At 67.4% G+C, this 19,338-nt stretch carries 19 protein-coding genes and 2 pseudogenes; 16 read left to right on the top strand and 5 right to left on the bottom strand.

All coding sequences use genetic code 11. The features are described from left to right. The first annotated feature begins 307 nt into the window (after window positions 1–307). Together PCA10_RS20275 and PCA10_RS20270 are read left to right on the top strand one after the other, a co-directional pair. Window positions 308–637 (top strand): DUF3302 domain-containing protein, encoded by a 330-nt coding sequence (locus tag PCA10_RS20275; RefSeq protein WP_041770872.1) that lies wholly within the window; start codon window positions 308–310, stop codon window positions 635–637. A gap of 1 nt (window position 638) precedes the next feature. Further along, complete coding sequence (locus PCA10_RS20270) at window positions 639–1,598, top strand: HlyD family secretion protein (RefSeq protein ID WP_016493947.1); 960 nt, start codon at window positions 639–641, stop codon at window positions 1,596–1,598. 124 nt (window positions 1,599–1,722) lie between these two features. On the opposite strand, the gene PCA10_RS20265 is transcribed toward PCA10_RS20270, so the two are convergent. Together PCA10_RS20265 and PCA10_RS20260 are read right to left on the bottom strand one after the other, a co-directional pair. Continuing rightward, complete coding sequence (locus PCA10_RS20265) at window positions 1,723–2,220, bottom strand: outer membrane beta-barrel protein (protein ID WP_016493946.1); 498 nt, start codon at window positions 2,218–2,220, stop codon at window positions 1,723–1,725. Between the two features lie 33 nt (window positions 2,221–2,253). Then, on the bottom strand, window positions 2,254–2,913 hold the full coding sequence (locus PCA10_RS20260) for a DUF3313 domain-containing protein (RefSeq protein ID WP_016493945.1): 660 nt from the start codon (window positions 2,911–2,913) through the stop codon (window positions 2,254–2,256). Window positions 2,914–3,220: 307 nt separating this feature from the next. Here PCA10_RS20260 and PCA10_RS20255 point away from each other — a divergent pair, with 307 nt between their 5' ends. Continuing rightward, window positions 3,221–4,024, top strand: coding sequence for a winged helix-turn-helix domain-containing protein (locus PCA10_RS20255; RefSeq protein WP_231866600.1), 804 nt, complete (start codon window positions 3,221–3,223; stop codon window positions 4,022–4,024). Further along, window positions 4,021–4,494 carry a hypothetical protein gene (locus tag PCA10_RS20250; protein WP_016493943.1) on the top strand — a complete coding sequence of 158 codons (474 nt, stop codon included), beginning with the start codon at window positions 4,021–4,023 and terminating at the stop codon, window positions 4,492–4,494. The genes PCA10_RS20255 and PCA10_RS20250 overlap by 4 nt, the downstream gene beginning before the upstream one ends. A 43-nt stretch (window positions 4,495–4,537) precedes the next feature. Here PCA10_RS20250 and PCA10_RS20245 read toward each other — a convergent pair whose 3' ends face one another. Then, window positions 4,538–4,717: a hypothetical protein gene (locus tag PCA10_RS20245; protein WP_016493942.1), complete on the bottom strand. Its 180-nt coding sequence runs from the start codon at window positions 4,715–4,717 to the stop codon at window positions 4,538–4,540. Between the two features lie 234 nt (window positions 4,718–4,951). On the opposite strand from PCA10_RS20245, the gene PCA10_RS20240 reads away from it, so the two are divergent. The 8 genes and pseudogenes from PCA10_RS20240 to msrA all read left to right on the top strand — a co-directional run bounded on the left by PCA10_RS20240 (window position 4,952) and on the right by msrA (window position 13,211). Further along, window positions 4,952–6,025, top strand: coding sequence for an OB-fold protein (locus tag PCA10_RS20240; protein WP_016493941.1), 1,074 nt, complete (start codon window positions 4,952–4,954; stop codon window positions 6,023–6,025). Continuing rightward, window positions 6,025–6,444 carry a hypothetical protein gene (locus PCA10_RS20235; protein WP_016493940.1) on the top strand — a complete coding sequence of 140 codons (420 nt, stop codon included), beginning with the start codon at window positions 6,025–6,027 and terminating at the stop codon, window positions 6,442–6,444. The genes PCA10_RS20240 and PCA10_RS20235 overlap by 1 nt, the downstream gene beginning before the upstream one ends. 285 nt (window positions 6,445–6,729) lie before the next feature. Beyond that, complete coding sequence (locus tag PCA10_RS20230; RefSeq protein ID WP_016493939.1) at window positions 6,730–7,077, top strand: BRO-N domain-containing protein; 348 nt, start codon at window positions 6,730–6,732, stop codon at window positions 7,075–7,077. A 339-nt stretch (window positions 7,078–7,416) separates the two neighbouring features. Then, the gene (gene sfnG / locus PCA10_RS20225) at window positions 7,417–8,505 is read left to right on the top strand and encodes a dimethylsulfone monooxygenase SfnG (RefSeq protein WP_016493938.1); all 1,089 of its coding nucleotides are present in this window, start codon (window positions 7,417–7,419) and stop codon (window positions 8,503–8,505) included. A gap of 238 nt (window positions 8,506–8,743) precedes the next feature. After that, window positions 8,744–10,813 (top strand): ATP-binding cassette domain-containing protein, encoded by a 2,070-nt coding sequence (locus tag PCA10_RS20220; RefSeq protein ID WP_463605613.1) that lies wholly within the window; start codon window positions 8,744–8,746, stop codon window positions 10,811–10,813. Window positions 10,814–10,821: 8 nt separating this feature from the next. After that, window positions 10,822–11,862: an ABC transporter substrate-binding protein gene (locus tag PCA10_RS20215; RefSeq protein WP_016493936.1), complete on the top strand. Its 1,041-nt coding sequence runs from the start codon at window positions 10,822–10,824 to the stop codon at window positions 11,860–11,862. Then, window positions 11,859–12,758 (top strand): annotated as a pseudogene (locus PCA10_RS20210) (homocysteine S-methyltransferase family protein); the annotation flags it as partial. The gene PCA10_RS20215 and the pseudogene PCA10_RS20210, both read left to right, overlap by 4 nt. Before the next feature lie 6 nt (window positions 12,759–12,764). Continuing rightward, window positions 12,765–13,211, top strand: a complete 447-nt coding sequence (gene msrA, locus PCA10_RS30995; protein ID WP_231866680.1) for a peptide-methionine (S)-S-oxide reductase MsrA — start codon at window positions 12,765–12,767, stop codon at window positions 13,209–13,211. A 155-nt stretch (window positions 13,212–13,366) separates the two neighbouring features. Here the strand turns inward: msrA and PCA10_RS20205 are convergent, their stop codons facing one another. Together PCA10_RS20205 and PCA10_RS20200 are read right to left on the bottom strand one after the other, a co-directional pair. After that, the gene (locus tag PCA10_RS20205) at window positions 13,367–14,488 is read right to left on the bottom strand and encodes a sigma-54 interaction domain-containing protein (RefSeq protein WP_016493934.1); all 1,122 of its coding nucleotides are present in this window, start codon (window positions 14,486–14,488) and stop codon (window positions 13,367–13,369) included. Next, window positions 14,485–15,670 (bottom strand): annotated as a pseudogene (locus tag PCA10_RS20200) (acyl-CoA dehydrogenase family protein). Before PCA10_RS20200 ends, PCA10_RS20205 begins: the two are co-directional and overlap by 4 nt. Before the next feature lie 231 nt (window positions 15,671–15,901). Between PCA10_RS20200 and PCA10_RS20195 the strand changes: the two are divergent. From PCA10_RS20195 to PCA10_RS20180, 4 genes are read left to right on the top strand one after another with little or no spacing between them, the layout of a single operon-like run. Beyond that, window positions 15,902–17,026 (top strand): MlaE family ABC transporter permease, encoded by a 1,125-nt coding sequence (locus tag PCA10_RS20195; RefSeq protein WP_016493931.1) that lies wholly within the window; start codon window positions 15,902–15,904, stop codon window positions 17,024–17,026. Next, window positions 17,023–17,811 (top strand): ABC transporter ATP-binding protein, encoded by a 789-nt coding sequence (locus PCA10_RS20190; protein WP_016493930.1) that lies wholly within the window; start codon window positions 17,023–17,025, stop codon window positions 17,809–17,811. Before PCA10_RS20195 ends, PCA10_RS20190 begins: the two co-directional genes overlap by 4 nt. Then, entirely contained in the window at window positions 17,812–18,729 is a 918-nt protein-coding gene (locus PCA10_RS20185) for an MlaD family protein (RefSeq protein WP_016493929.1), read from the top strand. It begins immediately after the preceding gene. After that, window positions 18,726–19,334, top strand: a complete 609-nt coding sequence (locus tag PCA10_RS20180) for an ABC-type transport auxiliary lipoprotein family protein (protein ID WP_016493928.1) — start codon at window positions 18,726–18,728, stop codon at window positions 19,332–19,334. Before PCA10_RS20185 ends, PCA10_RS20180 begins: the two co-directional genes overlap by 4 nt. The last annotated feature ends 4 nt before the right edge of the window (window positions 19,335–19,338 follow it).

Raw genomic sequence — 19,338 nt, 5'->3', positions numbered from 1 at the left:
GACCTGGATCGCGCTGTCATGAAAAGCGAATTATTTGTCGTGAAATGCCAAGTCTTCACCGGCTCCTGTCCCTAGGCTTTGCGCCCTGCCGGAGCGTGATCCCATCCGGCTCCGCTAGCGGATCTTCCAACAAGATCACCCAGCCCGAGCGTTACGCGGGCTTCCATGGGCCCCGATCGGCCCTCTGGCTTGCGCACGATGCGCGAGCGCCAATTCACCTCTGCAGGACACCTCGCCGCACCGGTCGACGGCCAGGGTGCCGAGGCCTGCCTTCGTCCATCAGGAAATGAAAATGCTCAGTGACGGGATGCTCGATTACTTCGCCTTGGGTGTGCTTTGCTTCGTCGTGGTGGTGCTGTTCTACGGCATCATCGTGCTGCACGACATCCCTTATGAAATCGCCAGGCAACGCAACCACCCCCACCAGGACGCCATCCACGCCGCCGGCTGGGTGAGCCTGTTCACCCTCCATGCGCTGTGGCCGTTCCTGTGGATCTGGGCGATGTTGTATCGCGAGGACCGTGGCTGGGGCTTCGGCGTGCCGAAGTCCGACCTGCAGCGGCAACTGGCCGACCTGCAGTCGCGCCTGCGCCAGCTGGAGGACGCGCAAGCCTCCGGCACGGCACAGGAGCGCTGACATGGACCTGTTGCTGATCCTCACCTACACGGCCATCTGCGTCGCCATCTTCAAGATCTTCCGCATCCCGCTGAACAAGTGGAGCGTGCCCACCGCCGTGCTCGGTGGCGTGGTGCTGATCGGCGCGCTGATCTTCACCATGAACTACAACCACCCCTATTCCGAGGTGGCGCGCAGCTACTTCGTCTCCGTGCCCATAGTTCCCGAAGTCTCGGGCCGGGTGATCGAGGTGCCGGTCAGGACCAACCAGCCGCTGGAGAAGGGCGATGTGCTGTTCCGCATCGACCCCACGCCCTTCGAGAACAAGGTCAGGTCCATCAAGGCACAGCTGATCTCGGCCCGCGCCGACCAGTCCCGGGCCCGTGAACTGGCCGCGCGCAACGTCGGCAACCGCCGCGACGTGGACCTCACCACTGCGCGGGTGGACAACCTGCAGGCGCAGCTGAACATCGCCCAGTTCAACCTGGACAGCACCGTGGTACGGGCGCCCAGCAAGGGCTTCGTCACCCATGTGTCGCTGCGTCCGGGCATGCGCGCGGTGAGGTTGCCGCTGCGACCAAGCATGGTCTTCATCCCGGACGAGGGGCACTATTTCGCCGCCTGGATGCGCCAGAACAGCCAGATGCGCCTGACCGCCGGCGACGAGGCGGAAGTGGCCTTCGACGGCATTCCCGGGCGGGTCTTCGCGGGCAAGGTGAAGCAAGTGATCGGGGTTATCGGCGAAGGCCAGGTACAGCCTTCCGGCACCCTGCTGAGCTTCAGCGGCTCGCCGCCGGCTGGCCGGGTGCCGGTGGTGATCGAGATCACCGACCCGGAGTACGCCAAGTACGCCGCCTTGATGCCCGGTGGTTCCTATGGCCAGGCGGCGCTCTACAGCGAGCATTTCCACCATGTGGCGGTGATGCGCAAGATCCTCCTGCGCATGGCGGCCTGGATGAACTACATCTTCCCCTTCCATTGATCCCGTACCGCTCCCGGCACTGTGCCGGGAGCGTTGCGTCGGGAGGCGGGGAAACGGCCCTGGCGGGCCGCGGTGGCGCGGTATGCGCCGGGAGGGGCGGCCCACCAGGGGGCCGCAGGAGGTATCAGAAACGGAAGTAGGCGCTGGCGGTCGTCTGGTCCAGTTCGAGGTCGCCGACCTTCAGGACTTCCTGCTCCACGCGCACGCCGAGGTTGCGGAAAAGGTCCAGCTCCGCGCCAACGCCGTAGGTCAGGTCCAGGTCGCTGTCGTCGCCGGCGCTGTCGCCGTCGGCGTCCCAGGCATGCGCGCCGGCGCTGGCGAACAACCGCAGGCGGTCGCCCACCGGCACGCCGAAGTGGGCGGCGGCCTGCACGGAATGGCCGTCGAAGTCGCGCTGGCCGTTGTCGAAGCTGCCCAGGTCGACCCAGGCACCCTCCACCGCGAGGTAAGGGTTGAAGCGGTAGCCGACATAGGCCTTGTAGCTGTCGTCGTCGCCCAGGCTGTGTTCGTCGGTTTCCACCCGGGTCACGCCGCCGCCGAGGTACAGACCGCGATCGTCGGCGACCGCGCTGAGGGTACTGAGGGCGAAGAGGGTGGCAGCCAGTTGTTTGCCGAAAGTCATGATTTGTCCTGAATGTCTGGGAAAAGGAAGGGATCAGGCCGGGGCCTTGAGGGGTAACGCACGGTCCAGGCGTTCGCGGATCTGCCGGGCGGCGGTGTCCAGGGCGGGGTAGAGGTCATCCACCTTCGGGCTGGCGGACGGGTCGATGTCGCGTCCGCTGGCGCGGTCCACGGCCTGCAGCAGGCTCGCGCCGCCGGGGCCATCGCTGAGCTCGCTCTGGACGAACAGGTAGAGGGTTTCGTCGCGGATGCCGGTGGCGTGCAGCGACAGCCCCACCAGGAAGCCGATCGGGATGTACTCCATCACGCTCGGGTCGCGGGGTTTGCGCTGCAGGTCGGCGACGGACACGCGCAGCGTCAGTGCGCCGGGTGCGGGTCGCTCCAGCACGCGGTAGCCGGCTGCGCTCAGCTGCCCTTCGAGCTGGCTGCGGAAATGGCGCACCAGTTGGTCGCCCTCCAGCTGCACCGCGCCGTCGAATGAACCGGGCTTGGGCAGGTCGAGGTAAACGACCTTGTCGTGGTGGCGGGCGAGGGCGGTGGACGGGTTTTGCCAGGCGATGCTGGCCTTGTCCCGTTCGACCAGCTGCAACGCGGGATCGTCGGCTCGAATGAGGGTGTCGTCGATGGCGGGGGCCATGGAACAGCCCGTCAGCGCCATCGCCAACGAGAGGATGGAGAGTTCTTTCAGTGACATGGAGATTCCTGTTGAGGTCGCAAGGACACTGCGCAAAGAGGCTTGCGGAAGTTGCTTCCGAAAGTTGCCTCGAACGACCGGGCAGAGTCCGCCGGAGGGCGTGGTGAACACGATCAAAGGCAGGCGGCACGGGCCTTTCGAGGGTTTCCACTGTGCGTCAGGGCGACGCCAAAGCTGAATCAAAAATCGTTATTTATGGACCATGGTCAACTGGGGGAAGTGGGGATGCGCGAGAATCCGCCACCCCTTTTGCGGAATCGAGATCAGCAGATCGGCAAGTTCTATGAATAGTCAGTACAGGTTTAATTTGAAGAGTGGCGTCCAGGTGCTGTTCGACGCCGCCAACAATCAATTGCAGCTGGATTCGGGGGCGGGCGAGGTGCGCTCGGTGACGCTCTCCTACTCCGAATCACGCTTATTGCAGCTGCTGCTGGAGCGGCCGGGGGAAACCCGCAGCCGCAACGAGATCATGGAGTTCGCCTGGGACAATCGCGTGGTTGCCGCGGGCAGCCTGAACCAGGCGATCTTCACCCTGCGCAACCTGATCGAGGACGGCACCGATCACGATCTGCTGCAAACCGTGCCGCGCCGGGGTTACCGCTTCAACGCCAATTACCTGGTGGATGCCGAGGCGGTGGTGCCGGAGAGCGCAGCCACGCCCGTCGAGAGTCCGGTGGCCGAGGTGCCCGTGATGGACGCCGCGCCGGCGTCCCGGCTGACCCGGGCGCTGCGCTCGCCGGCGCTGCTGCTGGCGGCCTACGCGGCTATGACCTGCCTGCTCGCCCTGGTGGCGGCTTACCGCTTCGGCCTGTTCGACGGCGCGGGTGCGGAGCTGGTGATCGACGACGTGCAAGCGGGCTCGCTGCACTACCACTTCGTCGGCGACAGCATCGAGGAGAACGCCCGTAATCGCGAGACCTTCAAGGCGGCGCTGGCCGTGCGGGAGGAGGGGCCCGGCGGGCAGGTCTGGGTCAACCGCTCGAACCGGCTCTTCGACATCAGCTGCGTGCGCGCCGATGGCAGCACGCAGAACATGGTCTATCTGGAGAACGCCCCGCTGGCCGACCTGCACCTGGAGATGGTCCGCCGCTGCATGAGGAGCCTGCCATGATGCTGCGTCGCTACAAGCACGCCCTGATCCTTGGCGGCATGGCGCTGCTGGCCATCGCCGGGCTGGTGTTCGACGCCCCGGCCTACACCCGGGGCGTTTCCTACCACGGCTTCAACGACATCCTACTTAGCGACGGCACGTACAGTCGCCTGGAAGAACGGTTGATCATCGGCGACGTCAGCAGCTTCGCCGCCATGGAGCGGGTGGGGGAGGAGGTGAACTATGCGTCGCTGACGGCGGACGTCGTGCATTTCGGCCCGCGCAGCCTGGATGTCCGCTTGCAGAAGGCGGTGACCAGCCGCGCCCGGCCCATGACACGCTTGAGCGAGATGCCCGACCTCTTGTTCGACCGCCAGTACGGCCTGGCGACCGGCGCGACGCTGCGCCTTCAGTTCCTGCCGGTGCAGGACAGCCGGGTGATCTGCTACTACGCCCGCGAGATCGACAACGTCCGCTGCCTGAACCGCTGAGCACGCGCGAGCGGAGGGCCCGTGCCGTCCGCCGCCCGTTGCGTCAGGCGGGTTCGCCCAGCTGGACCTCGGTGCGTTTCCTGAGGCGGCCATCCAGGCTCCGGGTCTCGATGCTGAGCACCACGGTGGGTCGCTCCGAGCGAATGACCTTGATGTGGGTGACGCTACGCGGCGTGCGCTGGATGACCAGGCTTTCCCCGACGTTACGGCATAGAACCAGCATTGCGAGCGATCCACTGAAGTCATTGGGAGGTGGATTGTCGAAACCGCCACTGGCCTGATGCGAATCAAAAATGCTCATTGCCCGGCATCCCGGGCGCTCCGCAACGGAAATGACGATTGCTGATTTTCCTTGCCGCTTCCTCCCTCCAAGAATCCGACCCACCCGGGGTGATAGGCCCAGGGGCCTGGGGCTTCCGCAAGCGGGAGCCATCTTGCAACGAGAAGGGGGCAATGAATGAAGTTCGAACCTGTCATCCGGCTGTTCTGCTGGATCGCCTGCCCGGTGCTGGCGGCGCTGTCCTTTGGCGTCATGGGCAGTTCCGTGATCGGCGGCCTGCTGATGCTCTGTGCCGCGCTGTGGCTTTGCCCCGCGTGCTGGCGGGCGATCGAGAGCCTCACCGGCAAGGCCGGCAGCCGGGTCGCGGTGGCGGTCCTGGCGGTGCCGCTGTTCCTGCTTGGCCTGTATGTCGCCAACGCGGCGCGCAAACCCGAGCCCATCGAGCCCCGCCCGCGTTTCTCCAGCGAAGCGGAGGCGGCGTCCACGGGACAGTCCGCCGTGCCCCCGCTGGTGGATACGGGCGCGCTGAACTTTTTCCGCCACATCATGGCGCAGGACTACCTGGTGGCCCTGGCCGGCGGCCAGTCGGCGCTGAACGCGCTGGCGATGGTCAACCCGGTGGAGCGCATGTCCAGTTCCGGGCTGGCGAGTCTCTATGACGCCAATGCGGCGGCCAGCAACCGCGCTTTCAAGGGCCGCAGGCTGATCGTCACCGGTCAGGTGCTGGGGATGCGCATCAGCGACACCGACAAGGTGGTGCTGGAGCTGCCCGGCGCGGACCGCTTGTTCAACGTCCAGGCGCAATTGCACAGCGATCCGCACAGGTATTCCGCGCCGGTGGTCGAGGGCCAGCACGTGGAGCTCTATTGCACCCTGTACGGCAAGGTCAGCGATGACGTCGCCAGCAACCTCTACCTGGAGGACTGTTCCGACGTGGACTTCCAGCCGGACGCCGAGGCCTACGCCAGCAACCTGACCGAGGCGCTGAGCGGTTGGTTGCACTCCGGCGGCAAGCACATCTTCCCCTCCGACCAGGCGGCGGCCTACTTCCTGGTGTCCTACCTCGCGGGTACCCGGCTGCCCTCCGATAGTCCCTGCCTGCGGGAGGAGACCCCGCTGGAGGACTGCCTCGTCGCCCTGGAAGACAGACCGGCCGGCACTCTGTTCGAGAAGGCCTACGGCGATCTGGAGCGCTGGCGGGATTGGCTCGGCCTGCCCGCCGAGGGCCACTACCGCTTGAGCAGCCGCTGATGCTGCGCCTGTTACGTGCCCTCGCCCTGGCGTTGCCGTGGCTGGCGGGACCGGCGCTGGCGGCTGAGCTGCACCTGCGCGGGCACTGGTTGCAGGTGGTGGATGGCCAGGACTGCCTCGTCGGCGTGCTCAGCCGCGAGGAGCTGGGCGATGCCGCCAGCGCGGAGCTGTACCTGCGGGCCTACCGGGATGGCGCGGCCATAGGCGAGGAAGTCCACCTCTTCACGCTCTCGGACACGGTGCGGCTGTTCGCCATCCCCCTGGAGGCGGACGTGGACTGCTACCAGGTGCTGGACCTGGTGGGCCTGGACGAGGAGGGCGAGCCGGTCAGCTCCGCCGACGATACGCCGCCGGCCGGCAACGAATGCCAGCCCCCCGGCCTGCTGCCGGTGGAGGCAGTGCGTCCAGTTCAGTTGTGAATTGAGGACTTCGCCTACACGCCAACCGCATTGCCGGCCTACAAGGGGCCTGGATAGGGTCTGCGGCGCTGCGTCCTTCGGGAGGCGGCCGGGTGTGGAAGCCCGGTAGTTGGAGTTTGTGCACGCCATAGCGATGCCTCGTGCGTCGGCAGTCTATGGCGGACCGTGCGAGTGGGCGCATGCCCAGCCGGCTTTGCACAAGCTCCCCGGTACTTCCACCTCGCACGGTCCGCCACCCTCGATGGATTTGGTGGCGGCTCCCCAATACAGGATGGAGTCTTCGCCATGGATCTTCCCCAGATCACCCCCCACACCTTCCGCCGTCACCGCCGCCCGCTGCGGGCTTTCCTCATGGGCCACGAGGCCTGGTTCGCCGCCCGCGACCTGCGTCGCCTGCTCAATGCCGACATCAATCCGCGCCTGCTGGCCGCGCGGCTCTGCGACGACCAGTACCGCAACGTATACCTCCTGAACGGCAGCGGCGTGTTCGAGGAGGCGCTGGTGGTGAGCGAGTCCGGCTTGCTGGAACTGCTCTGCGTGTACTGCTACCACCCGGAGAACCGCCTGCTGCGGCGCTGGCTGAGCCAGGAAGTGCTGGCACGGTTGCGCGGGGGGCAGGTGCTGGCTTCGTAGCACCGTAGGATGGGTAGAGCGAAGCGAAACCCATGCTGACCATGGTTGATGGGTTTCGCAGGCTCTACCCATCCTACGGCGTTGTTTCCCGGCCCCAAGGGTGGATGACGCTTTTTTCATCCACCAGCGGAGTTGCGCCGGGCCTCGATGGTGGACCGGTGAAGCGTGGTCCACGTCTGAGCCACTGTTGCCCAGGCAACAGTGGCTCAGCAGATAACCGGCGAACAACAGCACCTGCTTGCAAAGGTTTTCTTCAACTAATTGATATTGATTGGATTTTTTCCTGGCATGGATGGTGCTCAAGGGTACTCACCCCTTACCCCTGTGCAGGAGAACACCATGAGCCACGACCCGATCAAATTCGCCTACTGGGTGCCCAACGTCAGTGGCGGCCTGGTTGTCAGCAAGATCGAGCAGCGCACCAGCTGGGACATCGACTACAACCGCAAGTTGGCGCGGATCGCCGAGCGCTCGGGTTTCGAATACGCCCTGACGCAGATCCGCTTCACCGCCGGCTACGGTGCCGAGTTCCAGCACGAGTCGGTGGCTTTCAGCCACGCGCTGCTGGGGGCCACCGAGCAGCTCAAGGTGATCGCCGCGATCCTGCCCGGACCCTGGAACCCGGTCCTGGCGGCCAAGCAGTTGGCGACCATCGACCAGCTCACCAACGGCCGTATCGCGGTGAACATCGTCTCCGGCTGGTTCAAGGGCGAGTTCACCGCCATCGGCGAGCACTGGCTGGAGCACGATGAGCGCTACCGCCGCTCGGAAGAGTTCATCCGCGCCCTGAAGGGCATCTGGACCCAGGACAATTTCACCTTCAACGGCGATTTCTATCGCTTGCGCGACTACAGCCTGAAACCCAAGCCGCTGCAGCAACCCCACCCGGAAATCTTCCAGGGCGGCAGCTCCCGCGCCGCGCGGGACATGGCCGCACGGGTGTCGGATTGGTACTTCACCAACGGCAACACGCCGGAAGGCATCAAGGCCCAGGTGGACGATATCCGCGCCAAGGCCGCGGCCAACGGGCACTCGGTGAAGATCGGCGTGAACGCCTTCGTCATCGCCCGCGACACCGAGGAAGAGGCCCGCGCGGTGCTGGAGGAAATCATCGCCAAGGCCGATCCGGAAGCGGTCAACGCCTTCGGCGACGCCGCCCGCCAGGCCGGCAAGGCCAGCCCGGAAGGCGAGGGCAACTGGGCCAAATCCAGCTTCGCCGACCTGGTGCAATACAACGATGGCTTCAAGACCAACCTGATCGGCACCCCGCAGCAGGTCGCCGAACGCATCGTCGCCCTCAAGGCCGTGGGCGTGGACCTGGTGCTCAGCGGCTTCCTGCACTTCCAGGAAGAGGTGGCCTACTTCGGCGAGAAGGTGCTGCCCCTGGTGCGCGAGCTGGAGGCGCGCAAGCTGGAAGAGGCGGCCTGACCCCTCTCGCCTTCGGTGCGCCATGCGCACCGACTGCCGGTAGCCCAACTGTTTCCCAGGCAACAGCCGCAGCACAGCTTTGGTGGACAGGCAGCAGGCCGAAGGCGTCGAGCCCGCATGGAATGCGGGTTCGGCGGGCTCCGAGGGGCTGGCATGGTCGCTGCAATGACCCAGGCATACCCCGCCCGATGCGGACGGGGATGTTCAATTCCGACTGCCAGGATTTGCTGTGTACGTAATCGATAGGTTGGCACCCGGGACGGGCGGCCATGACTCAGAGGAGCCGGAGCGCTCCACATCCGTTCTTCCCGCCGAGGTGGTGCTGGAGTTTCGCGAGGTCACCAAGGTCTATCCCGGGCTCCGGGGTGCCGAGCCGCACCAGGCGGTGGACCGGGTGAGCTTCGGTGTCCGACGCGGGGAAATCCTCTGCCTGATGGGCAGTTCCGGCAGCGGCAAGTCGACCCTGCTGCGTCATGTGAACGGCCTGATCGCCCCCAGCGAGGGCGAGGTACTGGTGGACGGCCTGTCCATCGGTTCGCTTTCCGCCGAGCACTTGCGCGAGCTGCGTGCCCGGCGCATCGGCATGGTGTTCCAGAACTTCGGCCTGCTGCCCCACCGCAACGTGCGCGATAACGTCGCCTTGCCGCTGGAGCTGCGCGGCGAACCCGAGGCCGTGCGATACGCCGCTGCCCTACGCCAGTTGCAGGCAGTGGGCCTGGACGGCTGGGGTGAGCGTTATCCCCACGAGCTATCCGGCGGCATGCAACAGCGGGTGGGCCTGGCGCGGGCCCTGGTGACCGATCCGGACATCCTGCTGATGGACGAGCCCTTCAGCGCCCTGGACCCGACCATCCGCCGCGACCTGCAAGGGCACTTCCAGCGCCTGGCGCGCGAGCGTGCCATTACCACTTTGCTGGTGACCCACGATCCTGCCGAGGCGCTGCGCCTGGGCGACCGCATTGCGGTGATGCGCGCCGGCGAACTGATCCAGGTGGGTACGCCGCGCACCTTGCTGGAGTCGCCCGCCGACGATGGCGTGGCCGACTTCTTCCGCGAGGGCACGGCGACGCCCAGGGATGAGGTCCCGCGTACCACAGCTGTGGCGCTTGCAGCGACAGCGCCGGCACCTCGCGTCGGGGTGCTGCGCAGCTTGCTGCTTGGGCCGGCGGCCCTGGCGGCGGCCGGGCGTTCCGGATGGTTCTGGCTGGGCCTGTTGGTGGAACTGGCCGGCCTGGCCTGGCTGGCGTCCGGCTGGCGGGCGGGGGATGCCCCGGGCGTCGCGCTGGGGGGCGGGCTGCTGCTGGCCAGCCGCCTCGGGGCTGTCGCCCTGTTGCGCGCGCCGGGTCGGGGACGGCATGGCTGGACGCTGCCCCTGGCCTTGTTGCTGGCTTGCCAGGGCCTGACCCTGTGGCGGGCCCTGTGGCCGGAGGCGGGGGGGGCGCTGCAACGCTTCCCCGCCGATCGCGACAGCCTGCTGGCGGTGGCGGGCGCCATCGACCGGGTCATCGCCTGGTCCCAGGTGCAGTTCGAGAGTGCCTTCGTCGGCGTGATCCTGGTGGTGCGCACGGTGATCGAGGGGGTGGAAGGCGCCCTCGGCTGGTTGCCCTGGCCCGTGCCAGCGCTGGCGTTGGTCTACCTCGCCTGGCGCGCGGCGGGGCCGTGGCTGGCGCTTACCAGTGCGGCGGCGCTGGGCTACATCGGGCTGTTCGGCTTCTGGGAACGGACCATTTCCACGGTCGCCCTGGTGGGGGCCTCGGTACTGCTGGCGCTGCTGATCGGTATCCCCCTGGGCATCCTGCTGGCCAAGCGAGCGCTGGCCCGTCGACTGGTCACGCCGCTGCTGGACGTCATGCAGACGCTGCCCACCTTCGTCTACCTGATCCCGGCGGTGGCCTTCTTCTCCGTGGGCAAGACCCCGGCGGTGATCGCCACCGTGATCTTCGCCCTGGCGCCGATGATCCGCCTCACCGCGCTGGGCATCCGGGAAGTGCCGAAGGCCGCCGTGGAAGCGGCCGTCGCCCACGGCGCCACGCCCTGGCAGACGCTCACCCGTGTCGAGCTGCCATTGGCCTCCGGCTCCCTGCTGCTGGGCATCAACCAGACCATCGTCATGAGCCTGTCGATGGTGGTGGTGGCCGCGCTGATCGGCGCGGGAGGCCTGGGCTACGACGTCATGACCGCCCTGCGCAACATCAAGGGCGGGGAGGGCGTGCTGGCCGGCATCGCCATCGTTTTCTGCGCGCTGGTGCCGGACCGGATCATCCAGGCGGCCCTGCGCAAACACCATCGTTTCAACACTCAGGAGTGAATCAACCCATGAACAGACTCTTTTCCCGCTTCCTCGCAGGCGCCGCCCTGGTCGGCACCCTGCTGCCGGGCGCACCGGCCATGGCCAAGGAGCGCATCGTCATCGGCGAGCAGAACTGGACCGGCGCGGTGGCCATCCAGTACGTCCTCGGCGAGATCATCAGCAGCCGCCTGGATGGCGAGGTCTCGTACCTGGCCGGCGACGTGCCGGTGCTCTTCGCTGCCGCCGCCAAGGGCGATGGCTCGGTGGACGTGCTGACCGACATCTGGCTGCCGAACCAGTCGGCGGCCTGGGCCAAGTACGTCACCGACGGCACCCGCTCGCTGGTGCCGAACAAGCAGCCTTATGTGGGGGAGCAGGGCTTCTACATCCCGGGCTTCATCCAGGACAAGTACGGTGTGAAGTCGGTCTACGACCTCAAGAAGCCCGAGGTGGCGAAGCTCTTCGCGCCCCTGGGCGGCGACAAGGGCGAGCTGCTGGTGGGCCCGGCCGGTTGGGAGTCCACCTACATCGGCGAAATCAAGGCCAAGGACTACGGCTTCGCCGGGGAGTTCGAGTCGGTTTCCACCGAGGCGGCGGTGACCTACGCCAAGCTCGACTCGGCCTACAAGGCCGGCCGTGGGGTGGTGTTCTACGCCTACACCCCTGACTGGATCTTCTCCACCTACGACCTGCGCCGCCTCGACGAGCCCAGCTTCGACGGCTACGCCCAGGACAACAAGAAGGGCGATCCGCTGTACAAGGCCGACGGGTGCTGGAAGTTCATCAGCCCCACCGTGGACCCGGATTGGCTGCAGAAGAGCAGCATCACCTGCGCCTACCCAGACGCCAAGGTCCATGTGCTGGCGTCCCGCAGCCTGCAGCAGCGCGCGCCGCGCATCGCCGCCTTCCTGGAGAACGTGGCCATCGATCCAAAGTCGCTCAATGACCTGATCCGCCATATCGAGAAGGACAAGCAGCCGGCGCAAGAGGCCGCCAAGGCCTGGGTGCGTGACAACGCCGCGACCGTCGACCGCTGGCTGGCGGCGGCCGAGGTGGCCGCCCGATGAGCTCGGAATCCCTGATCCTGCTGGATGGCGGCATGGGCCGTGAGCTCAAGCGCAGCGGCGCGCCGTTCCGTCAGCCCGAGTGGTCGGCGCTGGCGCTGCTGGAGGCGCCCGAGCACGTGGGGCGCGTCCACCGGGCGTTCGTTGCGGCCGGCGCACAGGTGATCACCAGCAACAGCTATGCGCTGGTGCCCTTCCATATCGGCGAGGAGCGTTTCCGCGAGCGCGGCCGCGAGCTGGCGGACCTGGCCGGACGCCTGGCCCGGGAGGCCGCCGACGAGGCGGCCAGCGGCGTGCGGGTGGCCGGCTCCCTGCCGCCGGTTTCCGGGTCTTATCGCCCGGACCTGGTGGACATCGAGCGGACCCTGCCGGTACTGGCCGAGCTGGTGGCGGGCCTGTCGCCCCATGTGGATATCTGGCTCGCCGAAACCCTCAGTGCCCTGGCCGAAGCCCGCGCGGTGCGCACGGTCCTGGCCGGGGACGAGCGGCCATTGTGGCTGTCCTTCACCCTGGTGGACGGCAACACCACGCCTGCCGCCGCGCAGCTGCGCTCGGGAGAGAGCGTGACGGCGGCGGTAGAGCTGGCCCTGGAGCTGGGCGCCGAAGCATTGCTGTTCAACTGCAGCCAGCCGGAAAGCATGGGCGCTGCCCTGGACGAGGCGCTTCGCGCCCTAAACGACGACCCCGCACGCTTGCGCCTGGGCGTCTACGCCAACGCCTTCCCGGTGGTGACCGAGGAGGCCCAGGCCAACGATACCCTGCTGGATATCCGCGCCGACCTCGGCCCCGAGGCGTACCTGGGCTGGGCACGGCGCTGGCGAGAGCAGGGCGCGAGTATCGTCGGCGGCTGCTGCGGCATAGGTCCGGAACACATCGTCGAGCTGGCACGCCATCTGGCGGCGCCGGTGGCGATCGAACGGGCCACGCTGGGGGCGGGTTGCTTCTGGGGCGCCGAAGCGCGCCTGCGTGAACTGGAGGGCGTGCTGGATACCCGGGTCGGCTACGCGCTGGAGGCCGAAAGCGAGGGGCCCGAGATCGAGGTGGTGCAGGTGGATTTCGATCCGACGCGGATCGGCTACCCGGCGCTGCTGGAGCATTTCTGGACCCTGCATGACCCGACCTCGCGGGATCGCCAGGGCGAGCACAGCGGCGCCAAGTACCGCTCGGCGATCTTCACCCACAGTGCCGAGCATGCCGCCCTGGCGGGCGAGGCGGTGCACCTGCTGGAGGCGAGTGGCCGACTCGCACGGCCAGTGGTGACACGGGTACTGCCGCTAGGTCGCTTCACCCTGGCCGGCGAGGAGCATCAGCGCTACCTGGAGAAGCACGGCCTGCCGGCCTGCCAGTTGTGATCCTGGTCGGCTGCCGCACCGTGTTTTCTTGTGGGGGCGAATTCATTCGCCAGGCAGGCCGAAGGCCTGCTTGGGATCGTGTCGGGGGCAACTGCGTTGCCCTTGGCGAATGAATTCGCCCCTACACCTTTACGGGCTTCCGTGCCCTGTGGTGGCTACACCGACAACTGCACTTCCCTTTGGCCATCGATGCGCTGCACGCCACGGCGGCTGACCACCAGCTCGCCGATGGCGATAAGCCTGCTGCGGGTGACGTTGCGGGAGAGGCCCAGGAGGTTGGCGGTGTGCACCTGGTTGTAGTGGCAGTGGCGGTAGGCCGCGCGGAGCAGGGCGTCTTCCACGCGCTGGTGAAGGTCACCGCCCTGTTCCTCGAACAGGCGCTGGAAGGCCTGTTGCAACTGGGCCTCGGCGCCGCCTTCGGTGGCGCGGGGTTCTTCCGGGCGGTCGATACGCAGGTTGGACAGGTGCAAGTCGCTGGCCTGGATGAGGCCGTCACGGCAGATGAGCAGGGTGTGGTGGATGACGTTTTCCAGCTCGCGGATATTGCCCGGCCAGGAGTAGCCGCGCAGCTTGTGTTCGGCGTCGGGGCTGAGGTCGCTGCGGCCGTAGCCGAGGCGGCGGCTGTATTCCTCGATGAAGTGACGGGTCAGCGGCAGGATGTCGCCGGGGCGCTCGCGCAGGGGGCTGAGCTCCAGGCTGACCACGTTGAGCCGGTAGTAGAGGTCCTCGCGGAAGTGGCCGGCGTTGATGGCCTTTTCCAGCTGCACGTTGGTGGCCGCCAGTACCCGCACGTCGATGGGGATGCTCTTGCGCGAGCCCAGGCGCACCACCTCGCGCTCCTGCAGTACGCGCAGCAGCTTGACCTGGATGGGCATGGGCAGGTCGCCGATCTCGTCGAGGAACAGGGTGCCGCCGTTGGCCGCCTCGAACCAGCCGGCCTTGGCCGCGAGGGCGCCGGTGAAGGCGCCTTTCTCATGGCCGAATAGCTCGGCTTCCACCAGGGACTCGGAGAAGGCGCCGCAGTTGACCGCGACGAAGGGCCCGTCGCGGCGTGCGCTGAGGTTGTGGACATGGCGGGCTACCAGCTCCTTGCCGGTGCCGGTCTCGCCAATGATCAGCACGCTGGCCTCGCTGGGCGCCACCTGCTGCAGATGGGCCAGCAGGGCCTGGGATTTCGGGTCCTCGAATACCTGGGCGGTGGCCCGTACCGAGGTGGCCAGGGCCGGTGAGGGAGGTAGGGTGAGCAGGCTGGGGGGCGCTGGGCGCGGTGCTTTCATGAGTAGAAGGTCGGCTTGGGCAGGGTCTGGTTGAGGGCCCACTCACCCAGTTCGCGAACCTTGTAGTCCACCGGGTCGTGCAGGGTCTGGGTGCGCAGGTTGCGCCAGTGACGGTCCAGGCGCAGGGCGGCATGGGTGGAGCGCGCACCGGTCACTTCGAACAGGCGGCTGCACAGGTCGAGGCCGGTGCGGGTGGCGGCCACCTTGGCCGTGGCGATGGCCAGGGCCAGTTCGCCGCGCTGGGTTTCGCCAAGGTCGGCCCCCTGGTTCCAGGCGGCATCCAGCAGCGCGGTGGCGCGCTGCACCAGGGCGCGTACGCCCTCCAGGCCGACCCAGAATTCGCCGTAGTGGGCCAGCACGTAAGGGTCTTCGCCGATGTGCTCGACCTCGGACTTGAACCAGGGCCGTGCCTCCTTGAGGGTGTAGCCGCGGGCTTCCTCGAAGGAGCCTTCGGCGATGCCGAGGTAGATGTGGGTGAAGATCAGTTGCGCGATCAGTGGCCTCAGGCAGGCGAAGGGGGTGCTCAGGGGGGCCCGGGTCCAGCAGCAGTTCGTTCTCCTCCACCCGCACTCGCTCGAAGATCGCGCTGCCGCTGTCGGTCTGGCGCTGGCCCATGTTGTCCCAGTCGTCCGCCAGGCTGATGCCGGTGCGGGCGGTAGGGATGGCGGCGATCAGCAGCTTGCCGGTGTCTTCGTCGAGGCCGGAGGCGATCAGCATCTGCGAGTCCAGGGCGCCGGAGCAGAAGCTCTTCTTGCCGGAAAACTCCCGCCAGCCGGCGAACTTCTTCACCGTGGTGCGGGTGTCCAGCGGGTTCAGGGCGTTGCCCCAGAACCAGCGGTTGCGCGCGGTGAGCTGGAACCAGGGCTGCCACTGCTCGGCGCGGGAAAACAGCCGCACGGTGGCCAGCATCAGGTGCTGGAAGCCGAAGACATGGGCGATGGAGCTGTCCACGCGGGCGAACTCGCGCACCACCTCGAGGGTGGTCTGCCAGTCCTGGCCCAGGCCGCCGTACTCGCGGGGAATGATCAGCGAGAGCAGGCCGCTCTCGCGCAGGGCGTCGCGCTCGGCCTTCGGCGTACCGCCTCGGGCATCGCGCTCGGCTGCGGTTTCGGCGAACTGCGCGGCCAATTGCCGGGCGCTATATCGCGGGTCAGAGTCTATGCTTGGAATCTTGGCGGTCACGCTGGAATCCTTGTCGATGTATGGGGCTTGGCCGAGCCGGTCCGGGTGTTGATCCGCACGGTTGTTGCCCCGGGGGCATTGACCAGGAGCAAGAGCTGTACCAATGACCGGCTGTACGATTTCAGCGCAGTTGCGACGTCATGGAGGGGGGGCTGTGTTGCTGGGGCAAATCTTTTGCTGGTCGGCTGTTGCTGGGGCAACAGTTGAAACGGGGCTTGCGGGGCGCTCGCCATGAGCGGGCCGCCCTCCATCGAGAACCAGGCGTCGACCCTGTGCATTGGCGGGGACTGGACGCTCGTCCATTACAGCGAATTGCGCGGCCGTGTCGCCGGCCTGCGCGGCTCGGTGGCGCCTGACCAGGCCGTGGACCTGGATGCGCTGGGCAGCCTGGATACCGCTGGCGCCGCCTTGCTGGTTGAGTTGCTCGGCAGCGAACGGATGGCCGAGCTGGATCGCCTGGCGCCAGGCCTGCCCGCCGAACGCCGGGCGCTGCTGCAGGCGGTGGCCACGGCCATGTCCGGCGGGAGCGAGGTGAAACACCCGCCCAGGCCATCGACCCTGGTGGAACTGCTGGCGCGCATCGGCGCCGCGATGCAGGGGGTCTGGGAGCAGAGCGTGGAGCTGCTCGGCTTCATCGGCCTCACCTTGGCGGGCATGCTGGCGATCATCCTGCGCCCGCGCCGCTGGCGCATCACGTCCCTGGTGGCGCACCTCGAGCAGAGCGGCCTGGACGCGGTGCCCATTGTCGCGCTGCTGACCTTCCTGGTGGGCGCGGTGGTGGCTTTCCTCGGGGCTACCATTCTCGCGGAGTTCGGCGCGACGCAGTTCACCGTCGACCTGGTGGCGTTTTCCTTCCTGCGCGAGTTCGGCGTGCTGCTCACCGCCATCCTCATGGCCGGCCGCACGGCCAGCGCCTTCACCGCGCAGATCGGCTCGATGAAGGCCAACGAGGAGATCGACGCCATCCGCACCCTGGGCCTCAGCCCGGTGGAGCTGCTGGTGCTGCCGAGGGTGTTCGCCCTGTTGCTGGCCCTGCCGATGCTGACCTTCATCGCCATGCTCAGCGGCATTGTCGGCGGTGCGGTGGTGTGCGTCCTGGCCCTGGATATCTCGCCGACCATGTACATGTCGTTGCTGCAGCAGAACATCGACGTGCGGCACTTCTGGGTGGGCATGGGCAAGGCGCCGGTGTTCGCCTTCCTGATCGCGGTGATCGGTTGCCTGGAAGGCTTCAAGGTCACCGGCAGCGCCCAGTCGGTGGGCGAGCGCACCACGTCCAGCGTGGTGCAGTCGATCTTCGTGGTCATCCTCCTGGATGCGGTGGCCGCGCTGTTCCTGATGGAGGTGGGCATTTGACGGCAGAAGCAGTCATCGAAGTGCGCGGCCTGCGCAACCAGTTCGGTGCCCAGGTGGTGCATGACAATCTGAACCTGGACCTGCTGCGCGGTGAGGTGCTCGGTGTGGTGGGCGGCTCGGGCACCGGCAAGTCGGTGTTGCTGCGTTGCATCCTCGGCTTGCGCCGCGCCAATGCCGGAACCGTACTGGTGTTCGGCGAGGAACTGCTGGCGCTGCCGGCCGAGCAGCGTTCGCGCCTGGAGCGCCGCTTCGGCGTGCTCTACCAGCGGGGCGCGCTGTTCTCTTCGCTGACGGTGGCCGAGAACATCGCGTTGCCGCTGATCGAGCACGCCAAACTTTCCCGCGAGGCCGCCGACGCGCTGGCGCGGGTCAAGCTGGCCCTGGTGGGGCTGCCGGCCAACGCCGGCGACAAGTACCCCAGCGAGCTGTCCGGCGGCATGGTCAAGCGCGCGGCCCTGGGCCGCGCCCTGGCGCTGGACCCGGACATCCTCTTCCTCGACGAACCCACGGCGGGGCTCGACCCCATTGGCGCGGCGGCGTTCGACCAGTTGATCAGGACCCTGCGCGATGCCCTGGGGCTCAGTGTGTTCCTGGTGACCCACGACCTGGACAGCCTCTACACGATCTGCGACCGGGTGGCGGTGCTGGCGCACAAGCAGGTGCTGGTGGCCGATAGCCTGGATGTGGTCGCCGCCAACCCCGATCCCTGGATCGCGGAATATTTCCACGGGCCGCGCGGGCGCGCGGCCAAGCAGGCGGCCACGCGCGCGCCAGGGAGTGCATGAATGGAACCCAGAGCCCATCACGTCATGATCGGCCTGTTCACCGTGCTGGTGGTCGGCGCCGCGATGCTCTTCGCCTTGTGGCTGAGCCGCTCCGGCTCGGAGGGGCGCCCGCAGGAATACGAGGTGATCTTCACCGAGGCGGTCAGCGGCTTGTCCCAGGGCAGCGCGGTGCAGTACAGCGGCATCACCATCGGCGATGTGGTGCGCCTGCGCCTGGACCCCAAGGACCCACGCCGGGTGCAGGCGCGCATCCGCATCGTCGGTAGCACGCCGATCAAGCAGGACACCCGTGCGCGCCTGTCGATCACCGGCGTCACCGGCAATGCGGTGATCCAGTTGCACGGCGGTACGCCCGGCAGCCCCGTGCTGGAAGGCGAGAACGGCAGGGTGCCGGTGATCATCGCCGACCCCTCGCCCATCGCCCGCCTGATGTCCGGTGGCGAGGACATGATGGTCGCCGTCTCGCGTCTGCTGGAACAGGCCAACAAGCTGTTTTCCGGCGAGAACGTCGCGCACGTGACCGAGACCCTGGCCCACCTGGAAGTGACCACCGCCGGTTTCGCCGCCCAGCGCGACGAGCTGCGCAAGACCCTCAAGCAGGTCAATACCGTGACCGAGGAAGCCAGCACCCTGCTGCGCACCGCCAACAACCTGCTGAGCACCAACGGACGCGAAACCTTCGCCAGCACCGAGCGCCTGCTGGCGTCGCTCGAACGCAGCAGCCGCAATGTCGAGCAGATGCTCGAGCGCAATCGCCAATCCATCGACAGCGGCATGCAGGGGCTGGGCGAACTGGGGCCGGCCATCGCCGAGCTGCGCGGCACGCTTGAGTCGTTGCGCAGTTTCTCCCGTCGTCTCGAGCAGGACCCCAGCGGCTACTTGTTGCGCCGCGACAGAATCAAGGAGTTCCAACCATGAAGCCGCTGATTCCCCTGGCCGTCCTGCTGTTGCTGGGTGCCTGCTCGATCCTGCCCCAGGGCGAGACGTTGACGGTCTATCAGTTGCCTGCAAGCCAAGGCGCGCGGGCCCAGGCTGCACCCGTGGATTGGGCGCTGCAGGTCAACCGTCCCCTGGCGCCGCCCTTGCTGGACAGCACGCGCATCGCCGTGTTGCCGGAGGGCGATCGCATCAGCGCCTACCAGGGTGTGCGCTGGGACGATCGCGGCCCGCTGTTGCTGCGTGACAGGATGATCGAGGCCTTCCGCGCCGACGGCCGAATCCCCGCGGTCAGCAGCGACGACAGCCAACTGGTCACCGACCTGGTGCTGGCCGGCGACCTGCGCGCCTTCCAGAGCGAGTACCAGGGGGGCAGGGTGGAGGTGCATATCCTGCTGGAGGCGCGCCTGGAGCACAGCGCCAGCCGGCGCATGCTCGCCAGCCGCCGCTTCGAGGTGCGCGAGGCGGCCTCGGGCGCGGCTCCGGACCAGGTGGTGAGAGCCTTCGGCCTGGCCGCCGACCGGCTCTCCGCCGAGGTTCTGGACTGGACTCTGGCCCGGGGCGCGCAAGCGGCTGCGCGCAACTGAGTGC

Source organism: Pseudomonas resinovorans NBRC 106553, assembly GCF_000412695.1.
Taxonomy (GTDB): domain Bacteria; phylum Pseudomonadota; class Gammaproteobacteria; order Pseudomonadales; family Pseudomonadaceae; genus Metapseudomonas; species Metapseudomonas resinovorans_A.
Note: the sequence above shows the minus strand (reverse complement) of the source record. Positions and strands in the feature narration are given on the sequence as shown.

Coding starts and splice junctions, on each gene's coding strand:
- PCA10_RS20195 (WP_016493931.1), top strand. CDS start 15,902: ATGAGCGGGCCGCCCTCCATCGAGAACCAGGCGTCGACCCTGTGCATT.
- PCA10_RS20270 (WP_016493947.1), top strand. CDS start 639: ATGGACCTGTTGCTGATCCTCACCTACACGGCCATCTGCGTCGCCATC.
- PCA10_RS20205 (WP_016493934.1), bottom strand. CDS start 14,488: ATGAAAGCACCGCGCCCAGCGCCCCCCAGCCTGCTCACCCTACCTCCC.
- PCA10_RS20275 (WP_041770872.1), top strand. CDS start 308: ATGCTCGATTACTTCGCCTTGGGTGTGCTTTGCTTCGTCGTGGTGGTG.
- PCA10_RS20185 (WP_016493929.1), top strand. CDS start 17,812: ATGGAACCCAGAGCCCATCACGTCATGATCGGCCTGTTCACCGTGCTG.
- PCA10_RS20180 (WP_016493928.1), top strand. CDS start 18,726: ATGAAGCCGCTGATTCCCCTGGCCGTCCTGCTGTTGCTGGGTGCCTGC.
- PCA10_RS20245 (WP_016493942.1), bottom strand. CDS start 4,717: ATGCTGGTTCTATGCCGTAACGTCGGGGAAAGCCTGGTCATCCAGCGC.
- PCA10_RS20265 (WP_016493946.1), bottom strand. CDS start 2,220: ATGACTTTCGGCAAACAACTGGCTGCCACCCTCTTCGCCCTCAGTACC.
- PCA10_RS20230 (WP_016493939.1), top strand. CDS start 6,730: ATGGATCTTCCCCAGATCACCCCCCACACCTTCCGCCGTCACCGCCGC.
- PCA10_RS20250 (WP_016493943.1), top strand. CDS start 4,021: ATGATGCTGCGTCGCTACAAGCACGCCCTGATCCTTGGCGGCATGGCG.
- sfnG (WP_016493938.1), top strand. CDS start 7,417: ATGAGCCACGACCCGATCAAATTCGCCTACTGGGTGCCCAACGTCAGT.
- PCA10_RS20260 (WP_016493945.1), bottom strand. CDS start 2,913: ATGTCACTGAAAGAACTCTCCATCCTCTCGTTGGCGATGGCGCTGACG.
- PCA10_RS20215 (WP_016493936.1), top strand. CDS start 10,822: ATGAACAGACTCTTTTCCCGCTTCCTCGCAGGCGCCGCCCTGGTCGGC.
- PCA10_RS20240 (WP_016493941.1), top strand. CDS start 4,952: ATGAAGTTCGAACCTGTCATCCGGCTGTTCTGCTGGATCGCCTGCCCG.
- PCA10_RS20235 (WP_016493940.1), top strand. CDS start 6,025: ATGCTGCGCCTGTTACGTGCCCTCGCCCTGGCGTTGCCGTGGCTGGCG.